General features: G+C 72.7%; 16 protein-coding genes. 12 read left to right on the forward strand and 4 right to left on the reverse strand.

Annotated features, from left to right (window positions below; genetic code table 11):
* The first annotated feature begins 84 nt into the window (after window positions 1–84).
* Window positions 85–1,452: a DNA-3-methyladenine glycosylase 2 family protein gene (locus tag ACGFZA_RS08390; RefSeq protein WP_393678883.1), complete on the forward strand. Its 1,368-nt coding sequence runs from the start codon at window positions 85–87 to the stop codon at window positions 1,450–1,452.
* 5 nt (window positions 1,453–1,457) lie between these two features.
* Here ACGFZA_RS08390 and ACGFZA_RS08395 read toward each other — a convergent pair whose 3' ends face one another.
* From ACGFZA_RS08395 to ACGFZA_RS08405, 3 genes are all read right to left on the reverse strand, one after another.
* Window positions 1,458–3,839, reverse strand: coding sequence for a glycoside hydrolase family 95-like protein (locus ACGFZA_RS08395; RefSeq protein WP_393678233.1), 2,382 nt, complete (start codon window positions 3,837–3,839; stop codon window positions 1,458–1,460).
* A gap of 165 nt (window positions 3,840–4,004) precedes the next feature.
* Window positions 4,005–4,487, reverse strand: a complete 483-nt coding sequence (locus ACGFZA_RS08400) for a DUF456 domain-containing protein (RefSeq protein ID WP_385273353.1) — start codon at window positions 4,485–4,487, stop codon at window positions 4,005–4,007.
* Window positions 4,488–4,589: 102 nt separating this feature from the next.
* A complete protein-coding gene (locus ACGFZA_RS08405; protein ID WP_393678236.1) occupies window positions 4,590–5,579 on the reverse strand; it encodes a helix-turn-helix domain-containing protein in 990 nt (329 codons plus the stop codon).
* 211 nt (window positions 5,580–5,790) lie between these two features.
* Here ACGFZA_RS08405 and ACGFZA_RS08410 point away from each other — a divergent pair, with 211 nt between their 5' ends.
* The 9 genes from ACGFZA_RS08410 to ACGFZA_RS08450 all read left to right on the forward strand — a co-directional run bounded on the left by ACGFZA_RS08410 (window position 5,791) and on the right by ACGFZA_RS08450 (window position 19,350).
* The gene (locus ACGFZA_RS08410; RefSeq protein ID WP_393678239.1) at window positions 5,791–9,564 is read left to right on the forward strand and encodes a S8 family serine peptidase; all 3,774 of its coding nucleotides are present in this window, start codon (window positions 5,791–5,793) and stop codon (window positions 9,562–9,564) included.
* Between the two features lie 140 nt (window positions 9,565–9,704).
* On the forward strand, window positions 9,705–11,297 hold the full coding sequence (locus ACGFZA_RS08415) for a protein phosphatase 2C domain-containing protein (RefSeq protein ID WP_393678241.1): 1,593 nt from the start codon (window positions 9,705–9,707) through the stop codon (window positions 11,295–11,297).
* A gap of 113 nt (window positions 11,298–11,410) precedes the next feature.
* Window positions 11,411–13,153 (forward strand): pyruvate dehydrogenase, encoded by a 1,743-nt coding sequence (locus ACGFZA_RS08420; RefSeq protein WP_385273341.1) that lies wholly within the window; start codon window positions 11,411–11,413, stop codon window positions 13,151–13,153.
* Window positions 13,154–13,293: 140 nt separating this feature from the next.
* Window positions 13,294–14,472: an NAD(P)/FAD-dependent oxidoreductase gene (locus tag ACGFZA_RS08425; protein ID WP_393678244.1), complete on the forward strand. Its 1,179-nt coding sequence runs from the start codon at window positions 13,294–13,296 to the stop codon at window positions 14,470–14,472.
* 203 nt (window positions 14,473–14,675) lie between these two features.
* Window positions 14,676–15,011 carry a (2Fe-2S)-binding protein gene (locus tag ACGFZA_RS08430; RefSeq protein WP_393678246.1) on the forward strand — a complete coding sequence of 112 codons (336 nt, stop codon included), beginning with the start codon at window positions 14,676–14,678 and terminating at the stop codon, window positions 15,009–15,011.
* On the forward strand, window positions 14,992–16,446 hold the full coding sequence (locus ACGFZA_RS08435) for an NAD(P)/FAD-dependent oxidoreductase (RefSeq protein WP_393678248.1): 1,455 nt from the start codon (window positions 14,992–14,994) through the stop codon (window positions 16,444–16,446). The genes ACGFZA_RS08430 and ACGFZA_RS08435 overlap by 20 nt, the downstream gene beginning before the upstream one ends.
* Window positions 16,447–16,506: 60 nt before the next feature.
* Window positions 16,507–17,415 (forward strand): dihydrodipicolinate synthase family protein, encoded by a 909-nt coding sequence (locus ACGFZA_RS08440; protein WP_393678250.1) that lies wholly within the window; start codon window positions 16,507–16,509, stop codon window positions 17,413–17,415.
* 141 nt (window positions 17,416–17,556) lie between these two features.
* The gene (locus ACGFZA_RS08445) at window positions 17,557–18,558 is read left to right on the forward strand and encodes a proline racemase family protein (protein ID WP_393678252.1); all 1,002 of its coding nucleotides are present in this window, start codon (window positions 17,557–17,559) and stop codon (window positions 18,556–18,558) included.
* Window positions 18,559–18,627: 69 nt separating this feature from the next.
* Window positions 18,628–19,350: a GntR family transcriptional regulator gene (locus ACGFZA_RS08450; protein ID WP_385273323.1), complete on the forward strand. Its 723-nt coding sequence runs from the start codon at window positions 18,628–18,630 to the stop codon at window positions 19,348–19,350.
* Between the two features lie 106 nt (window positions 19,351–19,456).
* On the opposite strand, the gene ACGFZA_RS08455 is transcribed toward ACGFZA_RS08450, so the two are convergent.
* Window positions 19,457–20,575, reverse strand: a complete 1,119-nt coding sequence (locus ACGFZA_RS08455) for an FAD-dependent oxidoreductase (protein WP_393678254.1) — start codon at window positions 20,573–20,575, stop codon at window positions 19,457–19,459.
* A gap of 53 nt (window positions 20,576–20,628) precedes the next feature.
* On the opposite strand from ACGFZA_RS08455, the gene ACGFZA_RS08460 reads away from it, so the two are divergent.
* Together ACGFZA_RS08460 and ACGFZA_RS08465 are read left to right on the forward strand one after the other, a co-directional pair.
* Window positions 20,629–21,315 carry a TetR/AcrR family transcriptional regulator gene (locus tag ACGFZA_RS08460; RefSeq protein WP_393678256.1) on the forward strand — a complete coding sequence of 229 codons (687 nt, stop codon included), beginning with the start codon at window positions 20,629–20,631 and terminating at the stop codon, window positions 21,313–21,315.
* A 571-nt stretch (window positions 21,316–21,886) separates the two neighbouring features.
* Window positions 21,887–24,271, forward strand: coding sequence for a M9 family metallopeptidase (locus ACGFZA_RS08465; RefSeq protein ID WP_393678258.1), 2,385 nt, complete (start codon window positions 21,887–21,889; stop codon window positions 24,269–24,271).
* Window positions 24,272–24,316: the final 45 nt, after the last annotated feature.

Consider the following 24,316-nt stretch of genomic DNA (forward strand, 5'->3'; position numbering starts at 1 on the left):
GACCCGGGTGAGAACGGCCGGACCTGGTCGACGTCCGAAAACCGCGAGTGCAGGGGGGCGTGATGACGCACACTGGACGGTGTGATGGACGAAGAGACCAGCTACGAGGCGGTGAGCAGCCGCGACGCGCGTTTCGACGGGGAGTTCTTCTTCGCCGTCGAGACGACCGGCATCTACTGCCGGCCGAGCTGCCCCGCCGTCACCCCCAAGCGTAAGAACGTCCGCTTCTACCCGACGGCGGCCGCCGCCCAGGGCAACGGCTTCCGGGCGTGCCGGCGCTGCCGCCCGGACGCCGTGCCCGGCTCCGCGGACTGGAACGTCCGGGCGGACGTGGTCGGCCGCGCCATGCGGATGATCGGCGACGGTGTGGTGGACCGGGAGGGCGTCCCCGGTCTCGCGCACCGGCTCGGCTACAGCTCGCGGCAGATCCAGCGGCAGCTCAACGCCGAGCTGGGAGCCGGGCCCGTCGCCCTGGCCCGCGCCCAGCGCGCGCACACCGCACGCGTCCTGCTCCAGACCACCGCGCTGCCCGTCACCGAGATCGCCTTCGCGGCCGGGTTCGCCAGCGTGCGCCAGTTCAACGACACCGTCCGGCAGATCTACGCCCGCACCCCGAGCGAGCTGCGCAGCGAGGCGGGGACGGGGCTCGGTGCCGCGGTCAGGGAGGGGCGCACCACGGGCATCCCGCTCCGGCTCGCCCACCGGGGGGCGTACGCGGCCCGCGAGGTCTTCGATCTGCTCGCCGCGGAGACGGTCGCCCGGATCGAGGAGGTCAGCGGGGGGACCGGTGCCCGGACCTACCGGCGGACCCTGCGTCTGCCGCACGGCACGGGCATCGCCGCCGTGGACGAGCGGTCGGCCGGCAACTGGCTGGAGGCCCGCATCCACCTCACGGACCTGCGCGATCTGACGACCGCGGTGCAGCGGCTGCGCCGCCTCTTCGACCTGGACGCCGATCCGTACGCCGTGGACGAGCTGCTGGGCGCCGATCCGCGGCTCGCGGCTGGGGTGGCCGCGCGCCCGGGGGTGCGCTCGCCCGGTACGGCGGATCCCGAGGAGTTCGCCGTGCGGGCGCTGCTGGGCCCGGCGGCGGCCGGGGAACTGGTCGAGACGTACGGGAAGGTCCTGGACGTGCCCTGCAGCGGGCTCACCCATGTGTTTCCCGAACCGGGCGTCCTGGCCGGCGCGGTGTCGGACCCCGCGCTGCGGGCGCTCACCGTCGCACTCGCCGACGGTGAGGTGCGGCTCGACGCGGGCGCCGACCGGGACGAGGCCGAGCAGGCGCTGCTGCGGCTGCCCGGCATCGCCCCGGCCACCGCGAAGCTGATCCGGATGCGCAGCCTGGGCGACCCCGATGTGGACCCGTACGGGACACCCGGCTCGGACCGTTGGCGGCCGTGGCGCTCCTACGGCGTACGCCGTGCGGAGGCCCTGGACCGGGTGCCCGCGTAACGGGATCAGGCCGGCAGGCCCCAGCTCGGTGCGGGTTGGTTCGCCGCGACCGGGCGGACGGTCAGGTCCGGCCGGTCGCCGGCAGCGGTGATCAGCGCCGACTCGCCCCTGCCGAGCCGGATGCGCACCGCACCGCCGTCCTGTTCCTCGTGGGCCAGGGGGCGTCCGTGCCGGTCCCGGACCTCGATGGCGCCCTCGATGCCGTGCCGTACGACGCAGGGAGCGCCCGCCTCACTCGTCAGCCGGACCCAGCGCGTCCGGCCGCCCTCGCGCACGGCGCTGAGCAGGAAGGCGCCCTGGGTGCGGAAGTCGTGCACGGTCAGGTCCTGCCAGGCGGCGGGCAGCGCGGGGAAGACCCTGATGGTGTCGCCCCAGGACTGGCAGACCATGTCGTGGAGCGACTGGGCGGCCGACAGCGGGGTCTCGATGACGGGGCCCGACTCCTTGTACATGGTGTTGGCCTGGATGAACCGGCTCATCAGCTGACCCAGGTAGGCCAGCGCGTCCTCACCCTTGCCGAGCAGCGCCGACATGGAGGCGGCGCCGGTGAACGTGTAGCCCTGCAGCGCGCCCTCGAAGCCCACCCAGTGGGCGAGTGACGTCTCGATCAGGGCGCGTTCGGCGTCCGTCGCGCCGGTGACCTCGTACAGCGGGTAGACGGCCAGCATGTGCGAGTAGTGGCGGTGGGACTTCGCGAACGGCACCCCGGCGCCGATCATGTAGCCGTTCCCGTCGACGGGGTACGGGGCGAGCCTGGCGAGCACCTCCTGCCAGCGGGCGGCCAGCGGATCGTGGACGCCCAGTTCCGTGGCGGAGTCGAGCAGGGTGCGACAGCCCCAGCGCAGCAGCATCAGGTCGTAGTTGCAGTCGGGGGCGTTGACGCCGTACTCGGGCGAGAACGTCGCCGGGAGGTGCAGTTTTCCGTCCGCGCCGGGGGTGAGGAAGTGCAGGTAGTAGTTGACGGCCTTGCGCAGCAGCGGGAAGAGGGTGTCGCGCAGGACGGACCGGTCCATCGTGTGGCGGTAGGAGAGCCAGACGTTGTGCAGGGCCCAGGTCAGGTTGCCGACCTCGGGGGTGGGCGGGTCCTGGCCGGGGATGCCGACGCCGTAGCCGCCGTCGGCGACGGCGGCGCCGTTGACGAGCTGCGGGTCGGTGGTGCGGGGGATGCCGGCGGAGTCGGCCCGGTAGGGGGCGGCGACCTCGCGGGAGAGCTGCTCGCGGAACTCGCTCAGGGCCCGGGTGACGGCGTCGAGCTCCAGGTGGTTGGAGCCGTGGATCAGCCAGTACTCCAGCTGGACGTTGAGGTTCCACCAGGTGTTGGGCCACGGTGTGGGCTCCAGCCAGGGGCCCGAGGTGGCCATCACGGGGGCGTCCCTGCGCGCCGCCGACGCCGTCTTGTAGAGCTGGATCCAGTAGAAGCGCTGGAGCCGGGCATCGGGCAGCGACAGGAAGCTCTTGCGGTAGAAGCGGTCCCACCAGAGGCGGTGCGGGGCGGCCAGCAGCGTGTACGGAAGGGCGGAGGCGGCCGTGACCGTGCGCAGGGCGCGGTCGCGGGCGGTGTTCCCCGGGTGGGAGTGCGCGACCGTCACGTACAGGGTGCGGGCGGCGCCGCGTGCCCGCTCACGCCAGGCGGTGACGTGTGCACCGCCCGCGAGCAGTGACTGCACGGCCGCGGTCGCCGGGCCGTGCTCCTCGACGACGGCCGGGGGGTTGCCCGTGTAGCCGTCGGGCAGCGGCCTGAAGGCGGCCCGGGGACTGATCGCCTCGGCCGGGTGGAAGACCCAGCGGAAGTCCTTCTCGCCCGCGCTCGGGGTCACCTCGACGGCCAGTACGTCACCGGTCGACTGCACGAAGGCGCGGAGCGTGAGGGTGCCGGCCGTGGTGGTGACGGTGCCCTGCAGCTCGGCGGTGCGCAGCCGCATCCGCCAGTCGACGGCGGTGATGGTGCCGGCCGGTTCCAGGGTGAAGTGGCCGATCGGGAGCCGCGCCAGGCCGAAGAGCGAACCGAACTCGGGCCGGTGGTCCTGGACCTCGGAGTGCTGGACGTTGAAGCGGATCGCCGTGTCCTCGGCGCCGGGCTCCGCGTAGATACCGGAGCCGAGCCGGCCGTTGCCCAGGTACGGGCCCTCGTACCAGGACTTCGGCATCCGCTGCCAGCGCAGGTCGGCGTCGTCGAGGACGGTGTTCCAGCTGTCCGCGGGGGAGTGCACCGCGACGGCGGCCGACGGGACCGCGGCCTGGGCGGGGACGGTGGCTCCGCCCACCAGGAGGGCTCCGCCCAGCGCGGTGCCGGTGGCGAGGACGCTTCTGCGGGAAGGGACGGGCCGGGAGGCGGTGGGAGAGGAATCGGGGAGGGCGGAGGAGGCGTGGTCCGGTGCTGTGGGCAAGGAGTCTCCAGGCGATTCGTACGCAGACGGGCGCATCAATTCATCCGAGCTATGTCCTCACGGAACGTAGACTTGAGCTTTCAGTGCGTCAATAGGGTGTGAGAGATCCGATGTGTTTCTCTCCATGTGATCGAGCTTCGCCTACGTGACGGCTGTGGAGAGGTGTCAGCCCCAGACCACCGCTCCGAGCCACGCCCCCGCCACCAGCAGGCACGCGAACAACTCGACGAGCACGGAGTAGCCGGTCGCCCGCATCACCGAGCGGACCGACGCCCAGCCCGCCCCGCGGCTGCCCAGCCGCAGCCGCTCCGCCCCGTAGATCACGCCCACGTACCCGGCGATCGCCCCGACCACCGGGACCACGAAGAACCCGGTGATCGCCCCGATCCCGCCGAGCAGCAGCGTCCGCCGTGGCGCCCCGGACTCGCGGGGGCGGCGCGGCGGCAGAAGTGGTTTCAGCGCCTGGTTCAGCAGCAGCAACGCCGTGGCCCCGATCAGGACCCCCCAGGCGGCCGGCGACACGTCGGTCAGTGCCCACCACAGGACGGCGGCCCAGACGATCGCCTGCCCGGGTACGCCGGGCACCAGCACGCCGATCAGGCCGAGCAACATGACCAGGCCGACGGCGACGAGCTGCCACACACTCATCTGACCAGCCTGCCGGAGTCCGGCCGGTCCCGCCCGTCGTCGCGCCCCGCTCCGGGCCCGTAGGCGCAGCTCAGGGACGTGACGGCACAGCCGGGGGCCCCGTCAGGGGCGCGCTTCGCGAGCGACCCAGCCCCGCTCGTACGCATGCCAGCCGAGCTGGAGCCGGGTCGACACCCCGGTGAGCTCCATCAGGCCCTTGACCCGGCGCTGCACCGTCCGCAGCCCCAGGTCCAGCTGCTTCGCGACACTGGCATCGGTCAGACCGGCCAGCAGCAGCGACAGGATCTCCAGATCCGTCGCATCGGGACCCGTGGTGTCCTCGCCGACCCGGCCGTTCTCGGCGAGCCGCAGCGGCATCGCTTCGCGCCACACCGCCTCGAACAGCCCTGCCAGCGACTCCAGCAGCCCCGATTCGTGCACCACCAGGGCCGCGGGCTCCGCGCCGCGACGGGTCAGCGGCACCATCGCCATCGCCCCGTCCGCCACGACCAGCTTCGTCGGAACCCGGTCCACGACGCGGCACTGTTCGTCGCGGCTCAGTGCCGCCGACAGCTCCAGAATCCCCGACGGCAGTCCCAGCACCTCGCGCTCGACCACCACCCGGAACGACACCCCGCGGGTGGCGGCCTGCTCCTCCGACTCGTTCTCGAGGCCGCTGACCGCGATCGGGTTCCCGGTGACCAGGGCGCACACCTCACTGGTCGCGCCCAGCTGCAACTGGTGGAAACGATGGGCCACGGCGCTCGCCCCGGTGACCACCTCGACCAGATCGTGCACGGCGGGCTCGGCGGCGTCGACCCGGTACTCCTCGGCCAGCAGCACGGCCGCCAGCTCCGCCTGTTCCAGCTCGTGGCGCTGCTGGGTCAGCAGCGCCCCCAGCGCGACCCCGGGCGGCGCCGCCACCCAGCGCCCCGTACGGGCCGACGACTGCGCGGCCAGCCCGTGCTGCTCCAGCCGCCGCAGCGCCCGCTCGGTGTCCCGTTCGGGCAGCGCCAGCCGGTGCGCGAGATCGGAGACCTCCGCGGCTCCCACCGCCACCAGCGCGCGATAGGCGGACTCCTGCGTCTCGTCGAGACCTATGGCTCCCAGCATTCCCGGACCTCCCCCGAACCGCCTGGCTTCCCTGTCACCTCGTACCGCCCGGCAGGCCGGCCGTGGCGGAAAGCGGCCACGGCGTAAACCCGCCGTGGCACATCATCCCTGTACCGCCCGTCGCTCTGCCAATGTGGCGCCACCGCAGCACCAACAACCTCCGGAATGCGGGCTTTTGCGCCTGTCGTTCCGGTTTTACTTGGGGAGAGCGATGCGTCCGATATCGCGTACGGCACTGGGGGCGGCCACCGCCGCCGTCCTCGCCGTCACGGTGATCGCGCCGTCCGTGGCAGCGCCACAGGGCGACGTGGGCACGGAGAGACCGCTGACCGGCAGTGCGGCCGGCACCGCCCGGGCGGACAGGCCGGTCACCGTCACACTGGTCACCGGCGACAAGGTGCTGGTGAGCACCGACGGTTCGGGGAACGCCTCGGCCACCGCGCTGCCCCGCGAGGACGGCACCGTCCCCCTCGTGCAGACCCGCCGCTCGGGCGAGGACCTGTACGTCTACCCGGACACCGCCGTGAAGGCGCTCGCCGACGGCACCGTCGACGAGGAACTCTTCAACGTCACCGGACTCATCCGCCAGGGATACGACGACGCGCACGCGGACTCCGTACCGCTGATCGCGACCTACTCCCAGGACACCGCCCGCAGCACGCCCGTCACCCCGCGCGGCGCCGAGCGCGGCCTCGCGCTCCCGGCCATCGACGGTGTGGCGCTCAAGGCCGACAAGAAGCAGACCGCCGGATTCTGGTCGGACGTCACCGGCACCGGCCGGTCCCGGTCCGCCGCCGGACTCAAGAAGCTCTGGCTGGACCGCAAGGTCGAGGCCAGCCTCGACCGCTCCACGAAGCAGATCGGCGCCGACCTCGCCTGGGCCGCCGGCTACGACGGCAAGGGCACCAAGGTCGCCGTCCTGGACACCGGCGCGGACGCCGAACACCCGGACCTCAAGGGCCGGATCACCGAGTCGAAGAACTTCACCGACTCCGACACCACCGACGACCGCCAGGGCCACGGTACCCACACCCTGTCCACCGTGGGCGGCAGCGGCGCGGCCAGCGGCGGGAAGAAGAAGGGCGTCGCCCCCGGCGCCGACCTCCTCGTCGGCAAGGTGCTCAACGACAGCGGCTCCGGCGACTCCTCCTGGATCATCGCGGGCATGCAGTGGGCCGTCGACCAGAAGGCCGACGTCGTGTCCATGAGCCTGGGCAGCCAGACCCCCACCGACTGCACCGACCCGATGAGCCTGGCCGCCGAGGAACTGGGCAAGAGCAAGGACACCCTGTTCGTCATCGCGGCCGGCAACTCGGGGCCGACGCTCAACACCGTCTCCTCGCCCGGATGCGCGCCCAGCGTGCTGACCGTCGGCGCGGTCGACCGCGACGACTCCACCGCCCAGTTCTCCAGCCGTGGGCCCGCGATCGTCTCGCACACCCTCAAGCCCGAGATCGCCGCCCCCGGCGTCGACATCTCCGCCGCCGCGGCAGGTGGCCGCGGTATCTACGCCTACCGGTCGATGTCCGGTACGTCGATGGCCACCCCGCACGTCGCGGGTGCCGCCGCCATCGTCAAGGAACGCCACCCGGACTGGACGGCCCAGCAGATCAAGGCGGCCCTCGTGTCGTCCGCGAAGAGCGACATCCCCGGGGACGTACGCGAGACCGGCGGCGGCCGGCTCGACGTCAAGGCCGCCATCGACACCACGCTCACCGGCGCACCCGCGGTCCAGGGCGGCACCTTCAACTGGCCGCAGGACAGGAGCGACCGCACCGCCGTGCAGATCCCGTACACCAACACGGGCGACAAGCCGGTGAAGCTCGCGCTCACCCTCCAGGGCGTCACGGGCAACGACGGCTCGGCCGTCCGGTCCTCCGTCGCCGCGCTCGGCGCGAAGAGCGTCACCGTGCCCGCCGGAGCGACGGTCGAGGTCCCGCTGAAGCTCGACCCGACCGCGAAGCTCCAGGACAGCCAGTACGGCGACATCACCGGCCGGGTGCTGGCCACCGCCGCCGGCGGCGTCAAGGTCTCCACCCCGTTCTCGCTGTACGTGGAGGCCGAGACCGTCACCCTGCGCGTCAAGCTCATCGACCGCAACGGACAGGCCGCGGCCGGCCCGTCCTCGGTCGACGTCATCGGCACCGACACCGCCACCGGGGAGCGCCGCTTCAACGACGGCTCGGCCGACCAGGTCTACGAGGTGCGGCCCGGCGCCTACTTCGTCTCCAGCTTCATCGTCTCGGCCGACCCCGACGACGCCACCGGAACGCTCGCCAAGTCGGTCGGCTACCTGGCCCGGCCCCAGCTGAACGTCACCAAGGACACCGTCCTGGTGCTGGACGCCCGCAAGGCGCACCGCATCAAGGTGAAGACCGAGGACCGGGTCTCCGAGACCCGTGGCGCGACGCTGGCCTTCGGCCGCAGCTGGGACGACGTCTGGCTGCACTCCGGGTCCATCACCGGCGGCAGCGTCGTCAAGGACTACGTGGTCGACATCCAGGGCAGGGCCCGGGACGGCGACTTCGCGTTCGACAGCTTCTGGCGCGCGTACGCCCCGCAGATCGAGAAGCTCGCGGTCGTCGGCGGCGCCACCCTGCACCCCACCGCCGCGTCCACCGGATCCGTCAACCTCGACGGAACGGGCCGGGCCGTACTCGTCGACGCCGGGACCGGTACGCCCGACGAGCTGAAGGCCGCCGGGGTCTCCGGCAGGATCGCCCTGGTCCGCGTTGCGGACGGCAGCGCCATGGCCACCCAGGCACGCGACGCGGCGGCCGCCGGTGCCGTGGCGATCATCGCCCACCGACCGTCCGCGGGTCCGTGGAAGCCGTCCGTCGGATACGGCACGGCGCCCCTGCCCTCGCTCGGCATCCAGGCGGACGAGGCGGCCGCGCTGACCGCCGCGCTGGCCGCCGGACCGGTGGAGCTGAGCTGGAAGGCCACCGCGGCCAGTCCGTTCGTCTACAACCTGGCCTTCCCCGAGACGGGCACCGTCACCTCGGACCGCACCTACAAGGTCAAGGACAGGGCGCTCAGCGCGGTCGACTCCACCTACGAATCGATGGGCGTCAAGACCGACTTCGTCGATACGCTCCTGGTCGCCACCCCCTACGGCGCCCGGTACGGCGCCGGTGCGTTCGACAGCGTGCCCGCACCCGGAAAGCGCACCGAGTACTACTCGGCGGGCGACAGGTCCTGGCAGCAGGCGCTCTCGTCCAGCTTCCCGTGGGGCGAGTTCATGGTGGACAAGTTCCGTACGTACAAGGCCGGTTCGAAGCGCGAGGCGAACTGGTACCGGGGCGTCGTCGTCCCGTCCGCGCCCCGCGACGACCAGGGCGGGGAACTGCTCGCAGCCGAACGCCAGGACAACCTGATCGGCGTCGCCCCGGGCTTCTGGAGCGACACCGAACACGGCGGCCTCCAGGGCTCCTTCGGGGACATGGGCAGCATGCGCCTCACCAGCGGCGGTACGGTGCTCGGCACATCCGGCTGGCCGTCCGGGGTGTTCACCGTCCCGGCCGAGGACGCCGCGTACGAGCTCACCATGACGACGATGAAGTCGGGTCAGCCCGCGAGGGTGTGGAAGCGGTCCACCAGGACCGAGACCACCTGGAAGTTCCGTTCGCACCGTGACGAGACCGCCTACTCGCAGGGCATCCCGCTGCTCTTCCCGGGCTACGACCTGCCCTCGGACGGCATGAAGACCCTGGCGGCGAAGGACGGTCAGCAGATCGGCCTGGGCGTCACCGGCCACGCCGGCTACACGCCCGGCAAGGTCACCGCGGCCAAGGTGTCGTACTCGTACGACGGTGGCACCACCTGGACCGCCGCCGCCACCACCGCACAGCAGGGCGGCCGCTGGACCGCGACCGTGAACCACGCGGACGCCGCCGGCAAGCCGGTCACCCTGCGCACCGAACTGACGGACGCCAACGGCAACTCCGTCCTCCAGACCGTGACCGACGCCTACGCCGTGCGCTGACGTCGCGTCACCCGACCGGTCCGCCGGGCGTCCTTCCCGTGGGGGGTGGGGCCGCCCGGCGGACCTTTTCCGGGACGGGACTCGGCCACTTTTTCCGGATGCCCCGTTTTCGCACGGCCTCCGCGGTGGACAATAAGGGCATGAGTCAGCAGGGGGAGAGGCCCGCCGCCCACGAGGACGACTGGTGGCGCAGGCTGTACGACGATTCCGCCCCGGACACGGGGGCGAGCCAGGCGGCCGACAGCCTCGACGACCGCTTCGACTCTGCGTCGGACGCGGTGGGGCCCGACACCGGTGGGGCGTACGAGACCGCCGCCCCGGTGCCCGAACCGAGGGTGGCGCCGTCCGCCGTCACCCGCATGGCGGACACCGTGCAGGCTCCGCCGCCCGGCACGACCGTGCGCGCCCCGTGGGAGCCACCGGCCGGCCCGCCGGGACCCCGGACCTTCGCGACCCCGCCTTTGCTGCCCCAGCCCCCTCCTCCACCGCTGCCGCCCGCCGATCCGCGCATCGGGCAGGCCCTCCCCGCCGGACAGGAGGCCGGGGCACAGACGCCTGCCGTGTCCAGTCCGTCCGGTGTGCCGGACGGTGCGGTGCCGCCCCTGCCCCGACGCCCCGTCGTCGAGCGGTCCGAGGACGCCCCCTCGGCCACCCCCGCCCCCGCCGGGGAGTCGGCCGCCACCGCGCCCGGGGTGCCGGCCGCCACCGCGCCCGGGGAGTCGGCCGCCACCGCGCCCGGGGTGCCGGAGCCGTATGCCCCGGTCGTCCACGTGGGCGCGAGGCCGCCCACGTACGACGCCGAGCCCACCGCGCTGCCCGCGAGTGACCCGCGCGAGCTGGGCGGACTCGTCGCCGACACCGTGCTCGACGGTGCCCGGTACGGCACGTACACCCTGCGGGCCGCTTCGGTACGGGGTGACTCCGCCCGCTTCCGGGGAGAGCTCCGGCGCGACGCGCTGCTCACCGCGCGCTTCGGCACCGCGGACAGTGCGCTCGTCCTGGTCGCCGTCGCGGGCGGCGACCGGTCGTCCGAGCACGCCCATCTGGCCGCCGCCGACGCCTGCCGCTGGATCGGCGAAGCCGTAGGACGCAGTCACGCCCGGCTCTCCGACGACATAAGGGCGGGCCGCCGCGGCGATCTCAAATCCGGGCTGCACCGGCTCACCGACCGCGGCTACGGCAGACTGCGCGCCCGCGCCGCCGAACTCGGCCGCGAGCCGCACGCGTACACGGCGGGTCTGCGCTGCCTCCTCCTGTCCGCCGACCCCGAATGCCGCACCCGGGTCTTCTTCGGTGTCGGGGGCGGCGGGCTCTTCCGGCTCCGGGACGGCGGCTGGCAGGACCTCGAACCGATCGTGCCGCAGACCGGCGCGCCCGCCGGGGAGGCCGTGGCCGGCTTCGGTTCCGCGCCCGAGAGCGGGCCGGACGGCGAACGGCTGACCATGGACCTGGGGATCACCACCGCCCCGTCCCCGCACATCGACGACCCGGTCCCGCCGCCCGCCGAGCCGTTCCGCTTCCGCGCGTCGGTCGCCCGGCCGGGCGACACCCTGCTGCTGTGCAGCCCCGGTCTCGCCGAGCCGCTGCGCGGCGAGCCGGCCCTGGCCGAGGAGCTGGCCGAACGCTGGGCACCGTCTCAGGCGCCCGGCCTCGGCGCCTTCCTGGCCGACACCCAGCTCAGAGTGAAGGGGTACGCCGACGACCGGACGGCGGTCGGCGTCTGGGAGGCGTAATCGCGCGCGCCATGGGTTGATGGTCTCCGGAGAACCCGTCCGGCGGGGGTTTCGCGCCCCGGTACGAGGACAGCCGGACGTGCACGGAGCACAGGCAGAGGGAGTGCGCACCCATGGCCAAGCAGAACGTGTCGGAGCAGTTCGTCGACATCCTCGCCCGGGCAGGCGTCAAACGCCTGTACGGGGTGGTCGGCGACAGTCTCAACCCGGTCGTCGACGCGATCCGCCGCAACCCGGACGTCGACTGGATCCAGGTCCGGCACGAGGAGACGGCCGCGTTCGCCGCCGGAGCGGAGGCACAGGTCACCGGAGAGCTGGCGGCCTGCGCCGGCTCCTGCGGCCCCGGCAACCTGCACCTCATCAACGGCCTCTACGACGCCCACCGGTCCATGGCCCCCGTCCTCGCGCTCGCCTCGCACATCCCGTCGAGCGAGATCGGACTCGGCTACTTCCAGGAGACCCATCCGGAGCTGCTCTTCCAGGAGTGCAGCCACTACAACGAGATGATCTCCAACCCGCAGCAGATGCCGCGGCTGCTGCAGACGGCCATCCAGCACGCGATCGGCCAGGGCGGCGTCGCCGTCGTGTCGATGCCGGGCGACGTGGCCTCGCAGCCCGCACCGGAGAAGTCGGTCGAGCACGCCCTGGTCACCTCGCGGCCCACCGTGCGGCCGGGCGACGCGGAGATCGAGAAGCTCTGCCGGATGGTCGACGAGGCCAAACGGGTGACGCTGTTCTGCGGGAGCGGCACGGCCGGCGCGCACGCCGAGGTGATGGAGTTCGCCGAGCGGGTGAAGGCCCCCGTGGGCCACGCGCTGCGCGGCAAGGAGTGGATCCAGTACGACAACCCGTACGACGTCGGCATGAGCGGGCTGCTCGGCTACGGCGCCGCGTACGAGGCCACGAACGAGTGCGATCTGCTGATCCTGCTCGGCACGGACTTTCCGTACAACGCCTTCCTCCCCAACGACGTGAAGATCGTCCAGGTCGATGTGCGGCCCGAGCACCTGGGCCGTCGCTCCAAGCTCGATCTCGCGGTCTGGGGCGATGTCCGCGAGACGTTGCGTTGTCTGACCCCGCGGGTGAAGGCCAAGAGCGACCGCAAGTTCCTCGACCGGATGCTCAAGAAGCACGCGGACGCGCTGGAGGGGGTCATCAGCGCGTACACCCGCAAGGTCGAGAAGCACGTTCCGATCCACCCGGAGTACGTGGCCTCGGTCCTGGACGAACTGGCGGACGAGGACGCGGTGTTCACCGTAGACACGGGCATGTGCAACGTCTGGGCGGCCCGCTACCTGACGCCGAACGGCAAGCGCCGCGTGATCGGTTCGTTCAGCCACGGCTCGATGGCCAACGCGCTGCCGCAGGCCATCGGAGCACAGTTCACCGACCGGAACCGACAGGTCGTCTCGATGTCCGGGGACGGCGGATTCACCATGCTGATGGGGGACTTCCTGACGCTCGTCCAGTACGACCTGCCGGTGAAGGTCGTCCTGTTCAACAACTCCTCGCTGGGCATGGTCGAGCTGGAGATGCTGGTCGCGGGTCTGCCGTCGTTCGGCACGACCAACAAGAACCCCGACTTCGCGGCCGTCGCGCGCGCCTCGGGGGCGTACGGAGTCCGCGTCGAGAAGCCCAAGCAACTGGAGAGCGCCCTCAGGGACGCCTTCAGGCACAAGGGGCCGGCGCTCGTCGACATCGTGACGGACCCGAACGCACTCTCCATCCCGCCGAAGATCAGCGCGGACATGGTGACCGGCTTCGCGCTCTCCGCCAGCAAGATCGTGCTGGACGGCGGAGTGGGCCGGATGGTCCAGATGGCCCGGTCCAACCTGCGTAACGTGCCCCGGCCGTAGGGCTGTTCCGCCCGGTTTCATCCGGGTCGCGGCATTGCCCGGCGGGCCTGCCGCAGGGTGGTCGCGTGGTTGATGAAGCGTCAGATTCAGCTGCGTGACGCCCTCTTGGCGGCCTCTGAGCAATGTGACATATTACTGACGTGTTCACGAGACAGCGTTTCGACGTGGTCGTCGTCGGCGCCGGAGTGGTCGGTGCCGCCTGCGCGTACTACGCCACCCGGTCCGGACTCTCGGTCGCGGTGGTGGACAGCGGACCGGTCGCCGGCGGCACCACCGGGGCGGGGGAGGGCAACCTCCTGGTCTCCGACAAGGTGCCGGGACCGGAGCTGGACCTCGCGCTCCTGTCCGCCGCGCTCTGGGGCGAACTCGCCGAAGTGCTGCCCTCCTGCGTCGAGTTCGAGCAGAAGGGCGGGCTGGTCGTCGCGGCGGGCCCCGAGTCGCTGGCCACCCTGACCGCGACCGCCGCCGGGCAGCGGGCGGCGGGAGTCCGTGCCACCGCGGTGGCAGCCGATGAACTGAACGCGATCGAACCCCACGTGGCCTCCGGACTCGCCGGAGGCGTCCTCTATCCACAGGACGCCCAGGTCCAGCCGGCCCTGGCCGCGGCCCATCTCGTCCGCGCCGCCCGCGACGCGGGAGCGAGCCTCCACCCCGGGCAGGCGGTCACAGCGGTACTGACCGGACCGACGGGCGCGGTGCGCGGCGTACGGACCCGTGCCGGGGAGCTGTTCGCCCCGGCGGTGGTCAACGCCACGGGTGTACGGGGCGGGGAACTGGCGGCTCTGGCCGGAGTGGAACTGCCCGTGCTGCCCAGGCGCGGCTTCGTCCTGGTGACCGAGCCCCTGCCGCCCCTGATCAGACACAAGGTGTACGCGGCGGAGTACGTGGCCGACGTGTCGAGCGCATCCGCCGCGTTGCAGACCTCCCCCGTCGTGGAGGGGACCCGGGCCGGGCCGGTCCTGATCGGCGCCAGCCGTGAACGGGTCGGATTCGACCGCACGTTGTCCGTCCCCGTCGTCAGCCGGCTGGCCGCGGCGGCTGCCGCGCTCTTCCCGGTGCTCGCCCGTACCCGGGTGCTCCGGACCTACCACGGCTTCCGCCCCTACCTGCCCGACCACCTCCCGGCGATCGGGCCGGACCGCCGGGTGCCGGGCCTCTTCCACGCCTGCGGTCACGAGGGCGCGGGCGTCGGACTGGCGCCCGCCACGGCGGTGCTGGTCACCGCCGCGATCCGCGGGGAGGGACCGCCCCTGGATCCCGAGCCGTTCCGTCCGGACCGGTTCGACGGCACGGGCGCCCGCCCCGGCCGAGACGACTGACCGTCCGGTCCGGGGTCACCCGTCGGCCGCCGAGGCCGCCGCCGTGACGCCGTACACCCCCGAGAAGCCCGCCGACCCGTCCGGGACCGCCCGGACCGCCCGACCCGTAAGGACCGCCCCCGCACGGGTCGGGCGACCGCCGACCCGTCCGGGACCGTCAGGGACCGACCGACCAACCGACCGCCGACCGAGCAGGAGCCCTGGTGAGACGTCCCCGCATACGTACGGCACGCACCCCGGCCCGTCTGGCCGGTGCCGATCCCGGCCCCGGTTTCGAGATCACCTTCGACGGCCGCCCGGTCCGCGCCCTGCCCGGCCAGAGCATCGCGGCCGCCCTCTGGGCCGCCTCCGTCCTCACCTGGCGCACCACCCGGGGCAACGGACGGCCGCGCGGCGCCTTCTGCGGGATCGGGTCCTGTTTCGACTGCCTGGCCACCATCAACGGCCGTCCCAACCGACGCGCCTGCCTCGTGCCCGCCGGCCCCGGCGACGCCGTCACCACACAGGAAGGGGACGGACATGCCGGTACCGCCCGCTGAACCGCCCGCCGACCGTCCCGGGCGCACCGAACTCGCGGTGGTGGGAGCCGGTCCCGCCGGGCTGGCCGCCGCCGTCACCGCGGCCGACGGCGGGCTCGACGTGGTCCTGCTCGACGCGGCGCACACGCCGGGCGGTCAGTACTACCGCGCCCCCGCCCCCGGCCTCGGTGCCGCCACACCCGAGCGACTGCACCACAACTGGGCGGCGTTCGCGGCGCTCACGGCCCGGCTCGACCGGCACCGCACCGCAGGCCGGATCCGGCTTCTCACCGGTCACCACGTCTGGGCCGTCGAACGGCGGGGAGCGGACTGGACGCTGCACACGGTCACCGGGCCCGACGGCCGGGACGGGAGCGGCACGCTCGACGCCCGCCGGCTGCTGGTCGCGACCGGCTCCCACGAGCGCCAACTCCCTTTCCCCGGCTGGACCCTGCCCGGTGTCGTCGGGGCGGCCGGGGCGCAGGCCATGCTGAAATCGGGGCTGGTGCTCCCGGGCCGGCGCATCGTCGTCGCCGGCAGCGGACCACTGCTGCAGGCCGTCGCGGTCTCCCTCGCCCGAGCGGGCGCCCGGGTGCCCGCGCTGGTGGAGGCCTCCGGCTACGCGGCGTACGGGCGCGCCCCGAGGGTGCTGGCCACCAGCCCCGGACGGCTCACCGAAGGGGCCCGGCACGCTGCGGCGCTGGCGCGGCACCGGGTCCGGCCGCTGACGCACCGGGCGGTCACCGCCGTCCACGGCACCGACCGGGTGGAGGGCGTCACGGTGAGCCGGCTGGACCGCGACTGGCGTCCGCTGCCCGGGACCGGCCACCGGATCGCGTGCGACACCCTGGCCGTCGGACACGGTCTCGTGCCCCAGCTGGACCTGGCCGTCGGGCTGGGCTGCGCCACCCGGTGCGCCGCGGACGGATCGGCCGCGCTGGAGCTCGACGAGGAACTACGCACCACCGTGCCGGGGGTATGGGCCGCGGGTGAGACCGGCGGGATCGGCGGCGTCCGTCTCGCCCTGGCCGAGGGTGAACTGGCCGCGCGCTCCGTGCTCGCGGACGTCCGCGGCGGCCCGGGTACGCCCCGCACCGCGGCGCTGGTGCGGTCCCGGCGCCGGATGCGCGCGTTCGCCGAACTCATGGGCGCCGTGCACCGTCCGGGGCCGGGGTGGACCGAGTGGACGGCGGACGACACCGAGGTCTGCCGGTGCGAGGAGGTCACCGCCGGAGCCGTCCGCACGGCCGTCGGGGAACTCGGTGCTGGCGACAGCCGCACGGTCAAGCTCCTCACCCGGGCCGGGATGGGCTGGTGCCAGGGCCGGACGTGCGGATTCGCCGTGCGGGAACTCGCCGGCTGCGCAGCGGAGACCGGGGGCGCCGACCGCCGACCGCTCGCCTGCCCCGTCCCCCTGTCCGTACTCGCCCGTGCCGCCCGCCCCGAGGACACCTGAGGGCGCCCGCCCCACCCCTCGCCTTCTCTTCCCCTTCGCCCCCCTTCCCGAGGAGCCCGTATGAGCACGAACATCCCCGCACGCAACCGCCCCTGGCGCGGCGTCATGGTGGCCACGCCCCTCACCCTGCGCGAGGACCGGTCCATCGACTTCGACGCGTACGCCGCCCATGTGCACGACCTCGTCGCCGAAGGGTGTGACGGGGTGGTGCCCAACGGTTCGCTGGGGGAGTACCAGACCCTCACGGACCAAGAGCGCGACCAGGTCGTGCGGGTCGCCGTGGAGGCGGCCGGGGACGGAGCCAGGGTGATGCCCGGCGTCTCCGCCTACGACAGCACCCAAGCGCGGCGCCGCGCCGAGCAGGCCGCCGATGCCGGGGCCGGCTCCGTACTGCTGCTGCCGCCCAACGGATACCCGTGCGAGGAAGCGGCGGTCCGGGCGCACTACGCGGAAGTCGCCTCCGTGGGCCTGCCGGTCGTCGCGTACAACAATCCCTACGACACCAAGGTCGACCTGACACCGCGACTCCTCGCCCGGCTCCACGCCGACGGTTCCGTCGTCGCCGTCAAGGAGTTCAGCGGTGACGTCCGCAGGGCCTACGAGATCGCCGAGGAGGTCCCGGGGCTCGATCTGCTGGTCGGCGCCGACGACGTCCTGCTGGAGCTCGCTCTGGCGGGTGCCGTCGGCTGGATCGCGGGCTGCCCCAACATGCTGCCCGCCGGCTGTGTCGAGCTGTACCGGGCAGCCGTGTCCGGGGATCTGGACACGGCGCTGCGCCTGTACCGGCGGTTGCACCCGCTGCTTCGCTGGGACTCCAAACCGGAGTTCGTCCAGGCCATCAAGGCGTCGATGGACATCGTCGGACGGCACGGCGGACCGACCCGGCCGCCGCGCCTGCCGCTCGACGCAGACGCCCTGGCCGCCGTGCGCGCGGCCACCGAGAAGGCGCTCGCCGACGGCCTCGACTGAGAGGGCCGGCCCTGGGCCGGCGTCCGAGGGCCGGGTACACGTCCGCCGGCCCTCCCGGACCTCCCGCCCCACCCGTCAGCACACCAGACATCCACCGGCCGGAGCCGCCTACCGGACCGGCCGGACGACCGAGGGGGACACTTGCGCACGCGTCACATCTTCCACGCCGTCGACTCGCACACCGAGGGCATGCCCACCCGCGTGATCACCGGTGGCATCGGCACGCTCCCCGGCGCCACCATGGCCGAGCGCCGCGCCCACTTCATGGCGCACCGGGACGCGGTGCGGACCCTGCTGATGTACGAGCCGCGCGGACACGCGGCGATGAGCGGGGCGGTGCTCCAGCCGCCGACCCGCCCCGACGCCGACTTCGGGGTCCTGTTCATGGAGGTCTCCGGCTGTCTGCCGATGTGCGGGCACGGCACCATCGGGGTGGCCACCGTCCTGGTGGAGACCGGCATGGTGGAGGTCACCGAGCCGGTCACCACCGTGCGGCTGGACACCCCCGCCGGGCTGGTGAGCGTCGACGTCCGGGTGGAGGACGGCGCCGCCACCTCCGTCACCCTGACCAACGTCCCCGCCTTCAGCGCCGGACTCGGACTCACGGCGAAGGTCCCCGGCCACGGCACCGTGCCCTACGACCTCGCGTACGGAGGCAACTTCTACGCCATGGTCCGCCTGGACGATCTGGGCCTGCCCTTCGACCGCGCGCACAAGGACGAACTGCTGGCGGCGGGGCTCGCCCTGATGGAAGCGGTCAACGCCGACGCGCGCCCGGTCCACCCGCTCGACCCCGCCATCAGCGGGCTCAAGCACGTCCAGCTGATCGCCCCAGGCTCGGACGCCGTCCGCTCCCGGCACGCCATGGCCATCCACCCCGGATGGTTCGACCGCTCGCCGTGCGGCACCGGCACCTCCGCGCGGATGGCCCAGCTCCACGCGCGGGGCGAACTGGCCCTGGACACCGATTTCGTCAACGAGTCCTTCATCGGTACGGAGTTCACGGGCCGGCTCGTCGCCGAGACCACCGTGGGACCGCTGCCGGCCGTCGTTCCCGCCATCACCGGGCGCGCCTGGATCACGGGGACAGCGCAGTACTTCCTCGACCCGGCCGACCCGTTTCCCGAGGGCTTCCTGTTGTGACCCTTCGACGCCGTGACGGACAACGTCACATTGTATTCTTGGGCTCCGCACGGTGCTGGAGGAACAGACATGGCCCGCCTGACGTCGCTCAACGTGATCTCGGCGCAGGAGCATCTGCGTGACCAGGTGGCGCACGCGCTGCGGGCGGCACTCATCTCCGGCGAACTGAAGCCCGGAACCGTGTACTCCGCGCCCGCGCTCGCCGCGGACTTCGGAGTCTCCGCGACGCCGGTCCGCGAGGCGATGCTCGACCTGGCCCGTGAGGGACTGGTCGAGGCCGTCCGGAACAAGGGCTTCCGGATCACCGAACTGACCGAGCAGGACCTCGACGACTTCACCGAACTCCGCGCCATGATCGAGGTACCCACCGTGGGCAGGATCGCGCGGATGGGCCTTACGCAGGAGTTGGAGGCGCTGCGGCCGGTGGCGTTGGAGATCGTCGAGGCGGCCCGCCGGCACGACATCCTGGGCTATCTGGAGGCGGACCGCCGCTTCCACCTCGCCCTGCTGGCCCTGGCCGGGAACCGCCGGCTGGTCGAGGAGGTCGGCGAACTGCGCAAGCGGTCCAGGCTGTTCGGCCTGAACCGGTTGGCCGAATCGGGTCAGCTGATCGCCTCCGCTGAGGAACACGTACAACTCCTGGACCTGGTGGTCGCCGGTGACGCCCCGGGGGCCGAGGCCTGCATGCTCGCCCACATGTCCCATGTCCGGTCCCTGTGGGCCGGCGGCAGTCAGGGCGGGGCCGAGCGCGCCGGAGAGGCGCCCGAAGGGGTGCCGGCCGGCCAGGTCTGAGACCCGCGCGCGGTTCCGGGGGCGGCTGTTGACCCGGGCGGCACGCCGCGGTGGTCCGGCGTACGGCCGGTACTCCTTCCGTGCTCCCTGCTCCCGTGCTCGGATGTCAGGACGGCTGGACCTGGTCGAAGAGGGCGAGGGCTTCGGCGGGGTCCGGGCTCACGAGGCGTTCCAGACCGGCCGTCGTCATCTGCGCCCACCTGCCCGCCCGTGCCCACATCCGTTCCTCGAAGGCGCGGACGGTCGTGTCCGGATCGGCGGAGCCGGTGGCGATGGACTCGGCGAGTTCGGCACCCTCCAGCATCGCGAGGTTCGCGCCTGCCCCCAGCGGGGGCATCAGATGGGCCGCGTCGCCGATGAGCGTCACTCCGCGCACATGGCGCCAGGTGTGGGAGACGGGCAGGACGTAGAGGGGGCGGTGGACGAACGCGGTCCCGTGGCGGAGGAGTTCGAGGACGGGGCCGGCCCAGCCGTCGAACATCGCCAGCAGGCCGGATCGCACGGCCTCGGCGTCGGTCGGGTCCAGGTGCGGGTGCCGGTCCAGGGGTGCGCGGAACTGCGCGTACACCTTGACGTGACCCCCGCTGTTGCGCTGGGCGACGAGCGCGCGGTTCACGCCGTACACGGCCAGGGAACCGGCGCCGATCAAGCGGGCGAGGCCGGGGTGGCGGGTGTCGACGTCGTCCAGGGAGGTCTCGACGAAGGTGACGCCGGTGTAGTGCGGCGTCACCGGCGAGACGGCCGGGCGGACCCGGGACCGGGCGCCGTCCGCGCCGATCACGAGGTCGAAGGTCTCCTGCCGCCCGTCCGCGAAGTGGACCCGCGCGCCGTCGCCGGTCCCCGGCACCACCTGCGTCACGGCCTGCCCCCACCGGACGTCGAGAGAGCCGAGGAGCAGGTCACGGAGTTGACGGCGGTCGATCTCGGGATGGGCCCGGTCGTCCGGCCGCGGCCGCCAGTCGCGCAGGACGGTCCCGTCCGTGTCCAGGATGCGCATGGCCTGCCCCTCGGGCCGGGACAGGGCCCGGAACTCCGTCAGCAGCCCGGCCTTGTCCAGCGCGAGCTGACCCAGCCCCTCGTGCAGGTCCAGCGTGCCGCCCGGGGGACGGGCGTCGGGCGCGGGATCGCGTTCGAGGACGGTGACGGGGTGGCCGTGGCGGTGCAGGACGCGGGCGAAGGCGAGGCCGCCGGGGCCGCCGCCGATCACAGCGATTCGGTGTCTCATGTCGATACACCGTATTGCCGCGCTACGCTGTATGGCAACAGTACGATGGGCCCATGACTGTGTGGGACCGGCCGGAGCCGCCGCATCGCCCCGTGCCGCTCGACCGGGAGCGGATCGTCGCCGCCGCCATGGCGCTGGCCGACGAGGGCGGACTGGCCGCTGTGTCGGTGCGCAAGGTCGCCGCACGCCTGGACGCCGGTCCGATGCGGCTGTACGGCTACATCTCCACCAAGGAAGAGCTGTTCGACCTCCTGGTGGACGAGGTCTACGCCGAGATCCTCCCCGAGGAGGAGCCCGGTGACTGGCGGGAGGCGCTGCGCGTCCTCGCCCACCGCACGAGGCAGGCCGCACTCCGTCACGAATGGCTGGCCGACCTGCTCGGCGGCCGTCCGGCCCTGGGCCCGAACGGCCTCGCGGTGGCCGAGGCCACGCTGGCCTCCCTCGACGGCCTCGCCGACGTCGACACCGCCATGCGCGCCGTGGAGACGGTCAGTGCCTACTTCACCGGCGCGATCAGGCGGGAGATCACCAACCTGCGGGCCGAGCGCACCACGGGCCTGTCCGAGAGCGACTGGCAGCGCGCCTCCGGTCCGCGCGTGACGAAAGCGTTGGCCACGGGCCGCTTCCCGGCGCTGGCCAAGGCCGTGTACGACGGCACGCACGTGGACGCCGAGACGTCCTTCGTGGCCGGCCTGGACTGGGTCCTCGACGCGGTGGCCGCCAGACTCACCCGGTCGTAGCGGCTGCCGCACGGGCGGGGGGAAGGGCTCATCCGCCCCGCCTCGGCCGCGATCCAGTCCTTCCGGGCGCGGGTCGTGTGGGGTGCCTCGGGCTGGTCGAGGAGCCGGCGAACGTACCCGGCGTGCGTGCGCGTCACCCGAGCCGTCGACAGTGAGGATCTGCGCCGTCGGCTGGACACCGCCGCGCGGTCCGGCGATCCGTGGGCGCGGCGCCCGATCCCGCGCCGGCAGCACCCGAACCCACGCCCGCGCCTGCATGCGCATCCGCGGCCGCGTCCTTCGCCACGCAGGTGATCCTCCCCCGGGCGCCGCGCGGTGACGCGTCGAACCTGAGCCGGAACCGTCGGACCGAGGGGCGGCAGCGGCAAGCAGGGCCTCGTGGACGGGAGTTGGCGCACGGATGAATGTGCGCACAGCTCCTTTCGCAGAACATGTGACATGTGCCATTGTACTGACGGCGCGTTCGAGGTCGTGCTCATGTCATGAATCGATCCCGTGGTCCGGACCTCGAACGCGCCATCCCCCACCGCCGTGCAACGTCGCGCGGCGCCACACCGCTGGGAGGCGGCACGTGAAGAACCGAACGGTTCGACAGAGATTCACCGGCTTGTCCACCGTGGCCCTGGCGGCCTGTCTGGGCCTCGGCATGCTCGCCGCGCCGAGCCGGGCCGCCGAGCCCCGGCCCGCCGCACCGGCCGCCGTGGCGACAGCCGCCGCGGGCAAGGCCGTTGGCCCCGAGGCGCCCGAGCCGGGCGGCCCCGCCGCGCAGGCCCTCACCGCACCCGTCGAGGACGCCCGTCACCTGGGCGGCGCAGCACTGAAGCCCGCCGACCGGGCCCCGCAGGCCGCGTCCAAGGATGCGCTGAAGCGCGACTACGACGACCCGCGCGCCACCGCGCCGAGCCACCCGGCCCCCTCGATGAAGGCCAAGGCCCGCTCCGCTGCGAAGGCGGCCGGGTTCGCCCCCGCCGCCGCCTGTTCCGTCGCCGACTTCACCAGCCGTACCGGCGGCGACCTGGTCCAGCAGATCAAGTCGTCGACGACGGACTGCGTCAACACCCTGTTCACGGTCAAGGGCAACGACGGCTACCTCGCCTTCCGCGAGGCCCAGATGGTCACCGTCGCCCACGCCCTGCGCGACGGATCGGCCGCGTACCCGGGCGACAGCAGCACCGGCATGCCCCAGCTGGTGCTCTTCCTCCGGGCCGGCTACTACGTGCAGTACTACGACCCCGCCACCGTCGGCGACTACGGCGACGCGCTGCGCACCGCCATCCAGGGCGGACTCGACGCCTTCTTCGGCTCCGCCCACGCCTACGACGTCACGGACGCCAACGGGGAGACCCTGTCCGAAGCCGTCATCCTCATCGACAGCGCCGTACAGAACGCCCGTTACCTCTTCGTCGTCAAGCGCCTGCTCGCCGACTACGACTCCTCGTACAACAGCTCCTGGTACATGCTCAACGCCGTCAACAGCGTCTACACGGTGACCTTCCGGGGGCATCAGGTGCCCGAGTTCATCAGCGCCGTCCAGGCCGACCCGAGCCTGCTCGACGCGCTCGCCGGCTTCGCCCGCGACCACCTCGACCTGCTGGGCACGGACCGTTCCTACCTGACCGCCAACGCCGGGCGCGAGCTCGGGCGTTTCCTCCAGGAGGAGTCGCTGCGGGCCAAGGCCCGCCCGCTCGTCATCGACCTGCTCGGCCGCAGCTCCCTGACCGGGCCCACCGCACCGCTGTGGGTCGGTCTCGCCGAGATGGCCGACTACTACGACCGGGCCAACTGCACCGCGTACAACACCTGCGACCTGGCGGCACGGATCAAGAGCGCCGTCCTCCCCGTCGCGTACACCTGCAGTGACAGCATCCGCATCCTCGCCCAGCAGATGTCCTCGGCCGACCTCTCCGCCGCCTGTACCAGCCTGAAGGGCCAGGACGCCTACTTCCACGAGGTCGCCCGGGACGACGGACCGGTCGCCGGCGACCACAACACCACCATCGAGGTGGTCGTCTTCGACTCGAGCACCGACTACCAGACCTACGCCGGAGCCATCTACGGCATCGACACCAACAACGGCGGCATGTACCTGGAGGGAGACCCGGCCGCCGCCGGCAACCAGCCGCGCTTCATCGCCTACGAGGCCGAATGGGTGCGCCCGGCGTTCCAGATCTGGAACCTCAACCACGAGTACACGCACTACCTCGACGGCCGGTTCGACATGTCCGGCGACTTCGAGGACGGCCTCACCACGCCGACCATCTGGTGGGTCGAGGGCTTCGCGGAGTACGTCTCCTACTCCTACCGTGACGTGACCTACGACGACGCCGTCACCCAGGCCGCCGCACGCACCTACACCCTGCGCTCCCTGTTCGACACCACCTACGAGAACGCCGACCAGACGCGCATCTACAACTGGGGCTACCTAGCGGTCCGTTACATGCTCCAGTCACACCGGTCCGACGTGGACACGCTCCTGGGCCGCTACCGCGGCGGCGACTGGAACGGCGCCCGCACCCTGCTCACCTCCACCATCGGCAGCCGTTACGACTCCGACTGGAACACCTGGCTGACCGCGTGCGCGGCCGGGAGCTGCGGCACCACCACCAACCCGCCGACCGAACCGACGGCCGAGTGCACCGCCGGTGATGTCCGGGAGCTCGGCCAGGACTGTGCCCGCAGCGGGCGCCGCGCGACCCGGGGCAACTACTCCTACCTGTACCTCTACATACCCGCCGGAACCACCCGGCTCACCATCACCACGAGCGGCGGCACGGGCGACGCCGACCTCTACTACAACGCCAACGGCTGGGCCACCACGGGTGCTTACACATCCCGGGCGGCCGGCAGCGGCAACAGCCACACGCTGACCGTCGAGAACCCGACGGCAGGCGCCCACTACATCAGCCTCTACGCCGTGCAGGACTTCGACGGGGTGAAGGTGTCCACGCGCTACTGATCCCGGGCCGGGCGTCACGCGGCGCGGACCACCGCGGCCGTGGCG

This window comes from Streptomyces sp. NPDC048211, assembly GCF_043202315.1.
GTDB lineage: Bacteria > Actinomycetota > Actinomycetes > Streptomycetales > Streptomycetaceae > Streptomyces.

Bases quoted from the DNA above. Each gene is read 5' to 3' on its own strand.
- ACGFZA_RS08390 (WP_393678883.1), top strand. From the start codon at position 85: ATGGACGAAGAGACCAGCTACGAGGCGGTGAGCAGCCGCGACGCGCGT.
- ACGFZA_RS08400 (WP_385273353.1), bottom strand. From the start codon at position 4,487: ATGAGTGTGTGGCAGCTCGTCGCCGTCGGCCTGGTCATGTTGCTCGGC.
- ACGFZA_RS08405 (WP_393678236.1), bottom strand. From the start codon at position 5,579: ATGCTGGGAGCCATAGGTCTCGACGAGACGCAGGAGTCCGCCTATCGC.
- ACGFZA_RS08410 (WP_393678239.1), top strand. From the start codon at position 5,791: ATGCGTCCGATATCGCGTACGGCACTGGGGGCGGCCACCGCCGCCGTC.
- ACGFZA_RS08415 (WP_393678241.1), top strand. From the start codon at position 9,705: ATGAGTCAGCAGGGGGAGAGGCCCGCCGCCCACGAGGACGACTGGTGG.
- ACGFZA_RS08420 (WP_385273341.1), top strand. From the start codon at position 11,411: ATGGCCAAGCAGAACGTGTCGGAGCAGTTCGTCGACATCCTCGCCCGG.
- ACGFZA_RS08435 (WP_393678248.1), top strand. From the start codon at position 14,992: ATGCCGGTACCGCCCGCTGAACCGCCCGCCGACCGTCCCGGGCGCACC.
- ACGFZA_RS08440 (WP_393678250.1), top strand. From the start codon at position 16,507: ATGAGCACGAACATCCCCGCACGCAACCGCCCCTGGCGCGGCGTCATG.
- ACGFZA_RS08450 (WP_385273323.1), top strand. From the start codon at position 18,628: ATGGCCCGCCTGACGTCGCTCAACGTGATCTCGGCGCAGGAGCATCTG.
- ACGFZA_RS08455 (WP_393678254.1), bottom strand. From the start codon at position 20,575: ATGAGACACCGAATCGCTGTGATCGGCGGCGGCCCCGGCGGCCTCGCC.
- ACGFZA_RS08460 (WP_393678256.1), top strand. From the start codon at position 20,629: ATGACTGTGTGGGACCGGCCGGAGCCGCCGCATCGCCCCGTGCCGCTC.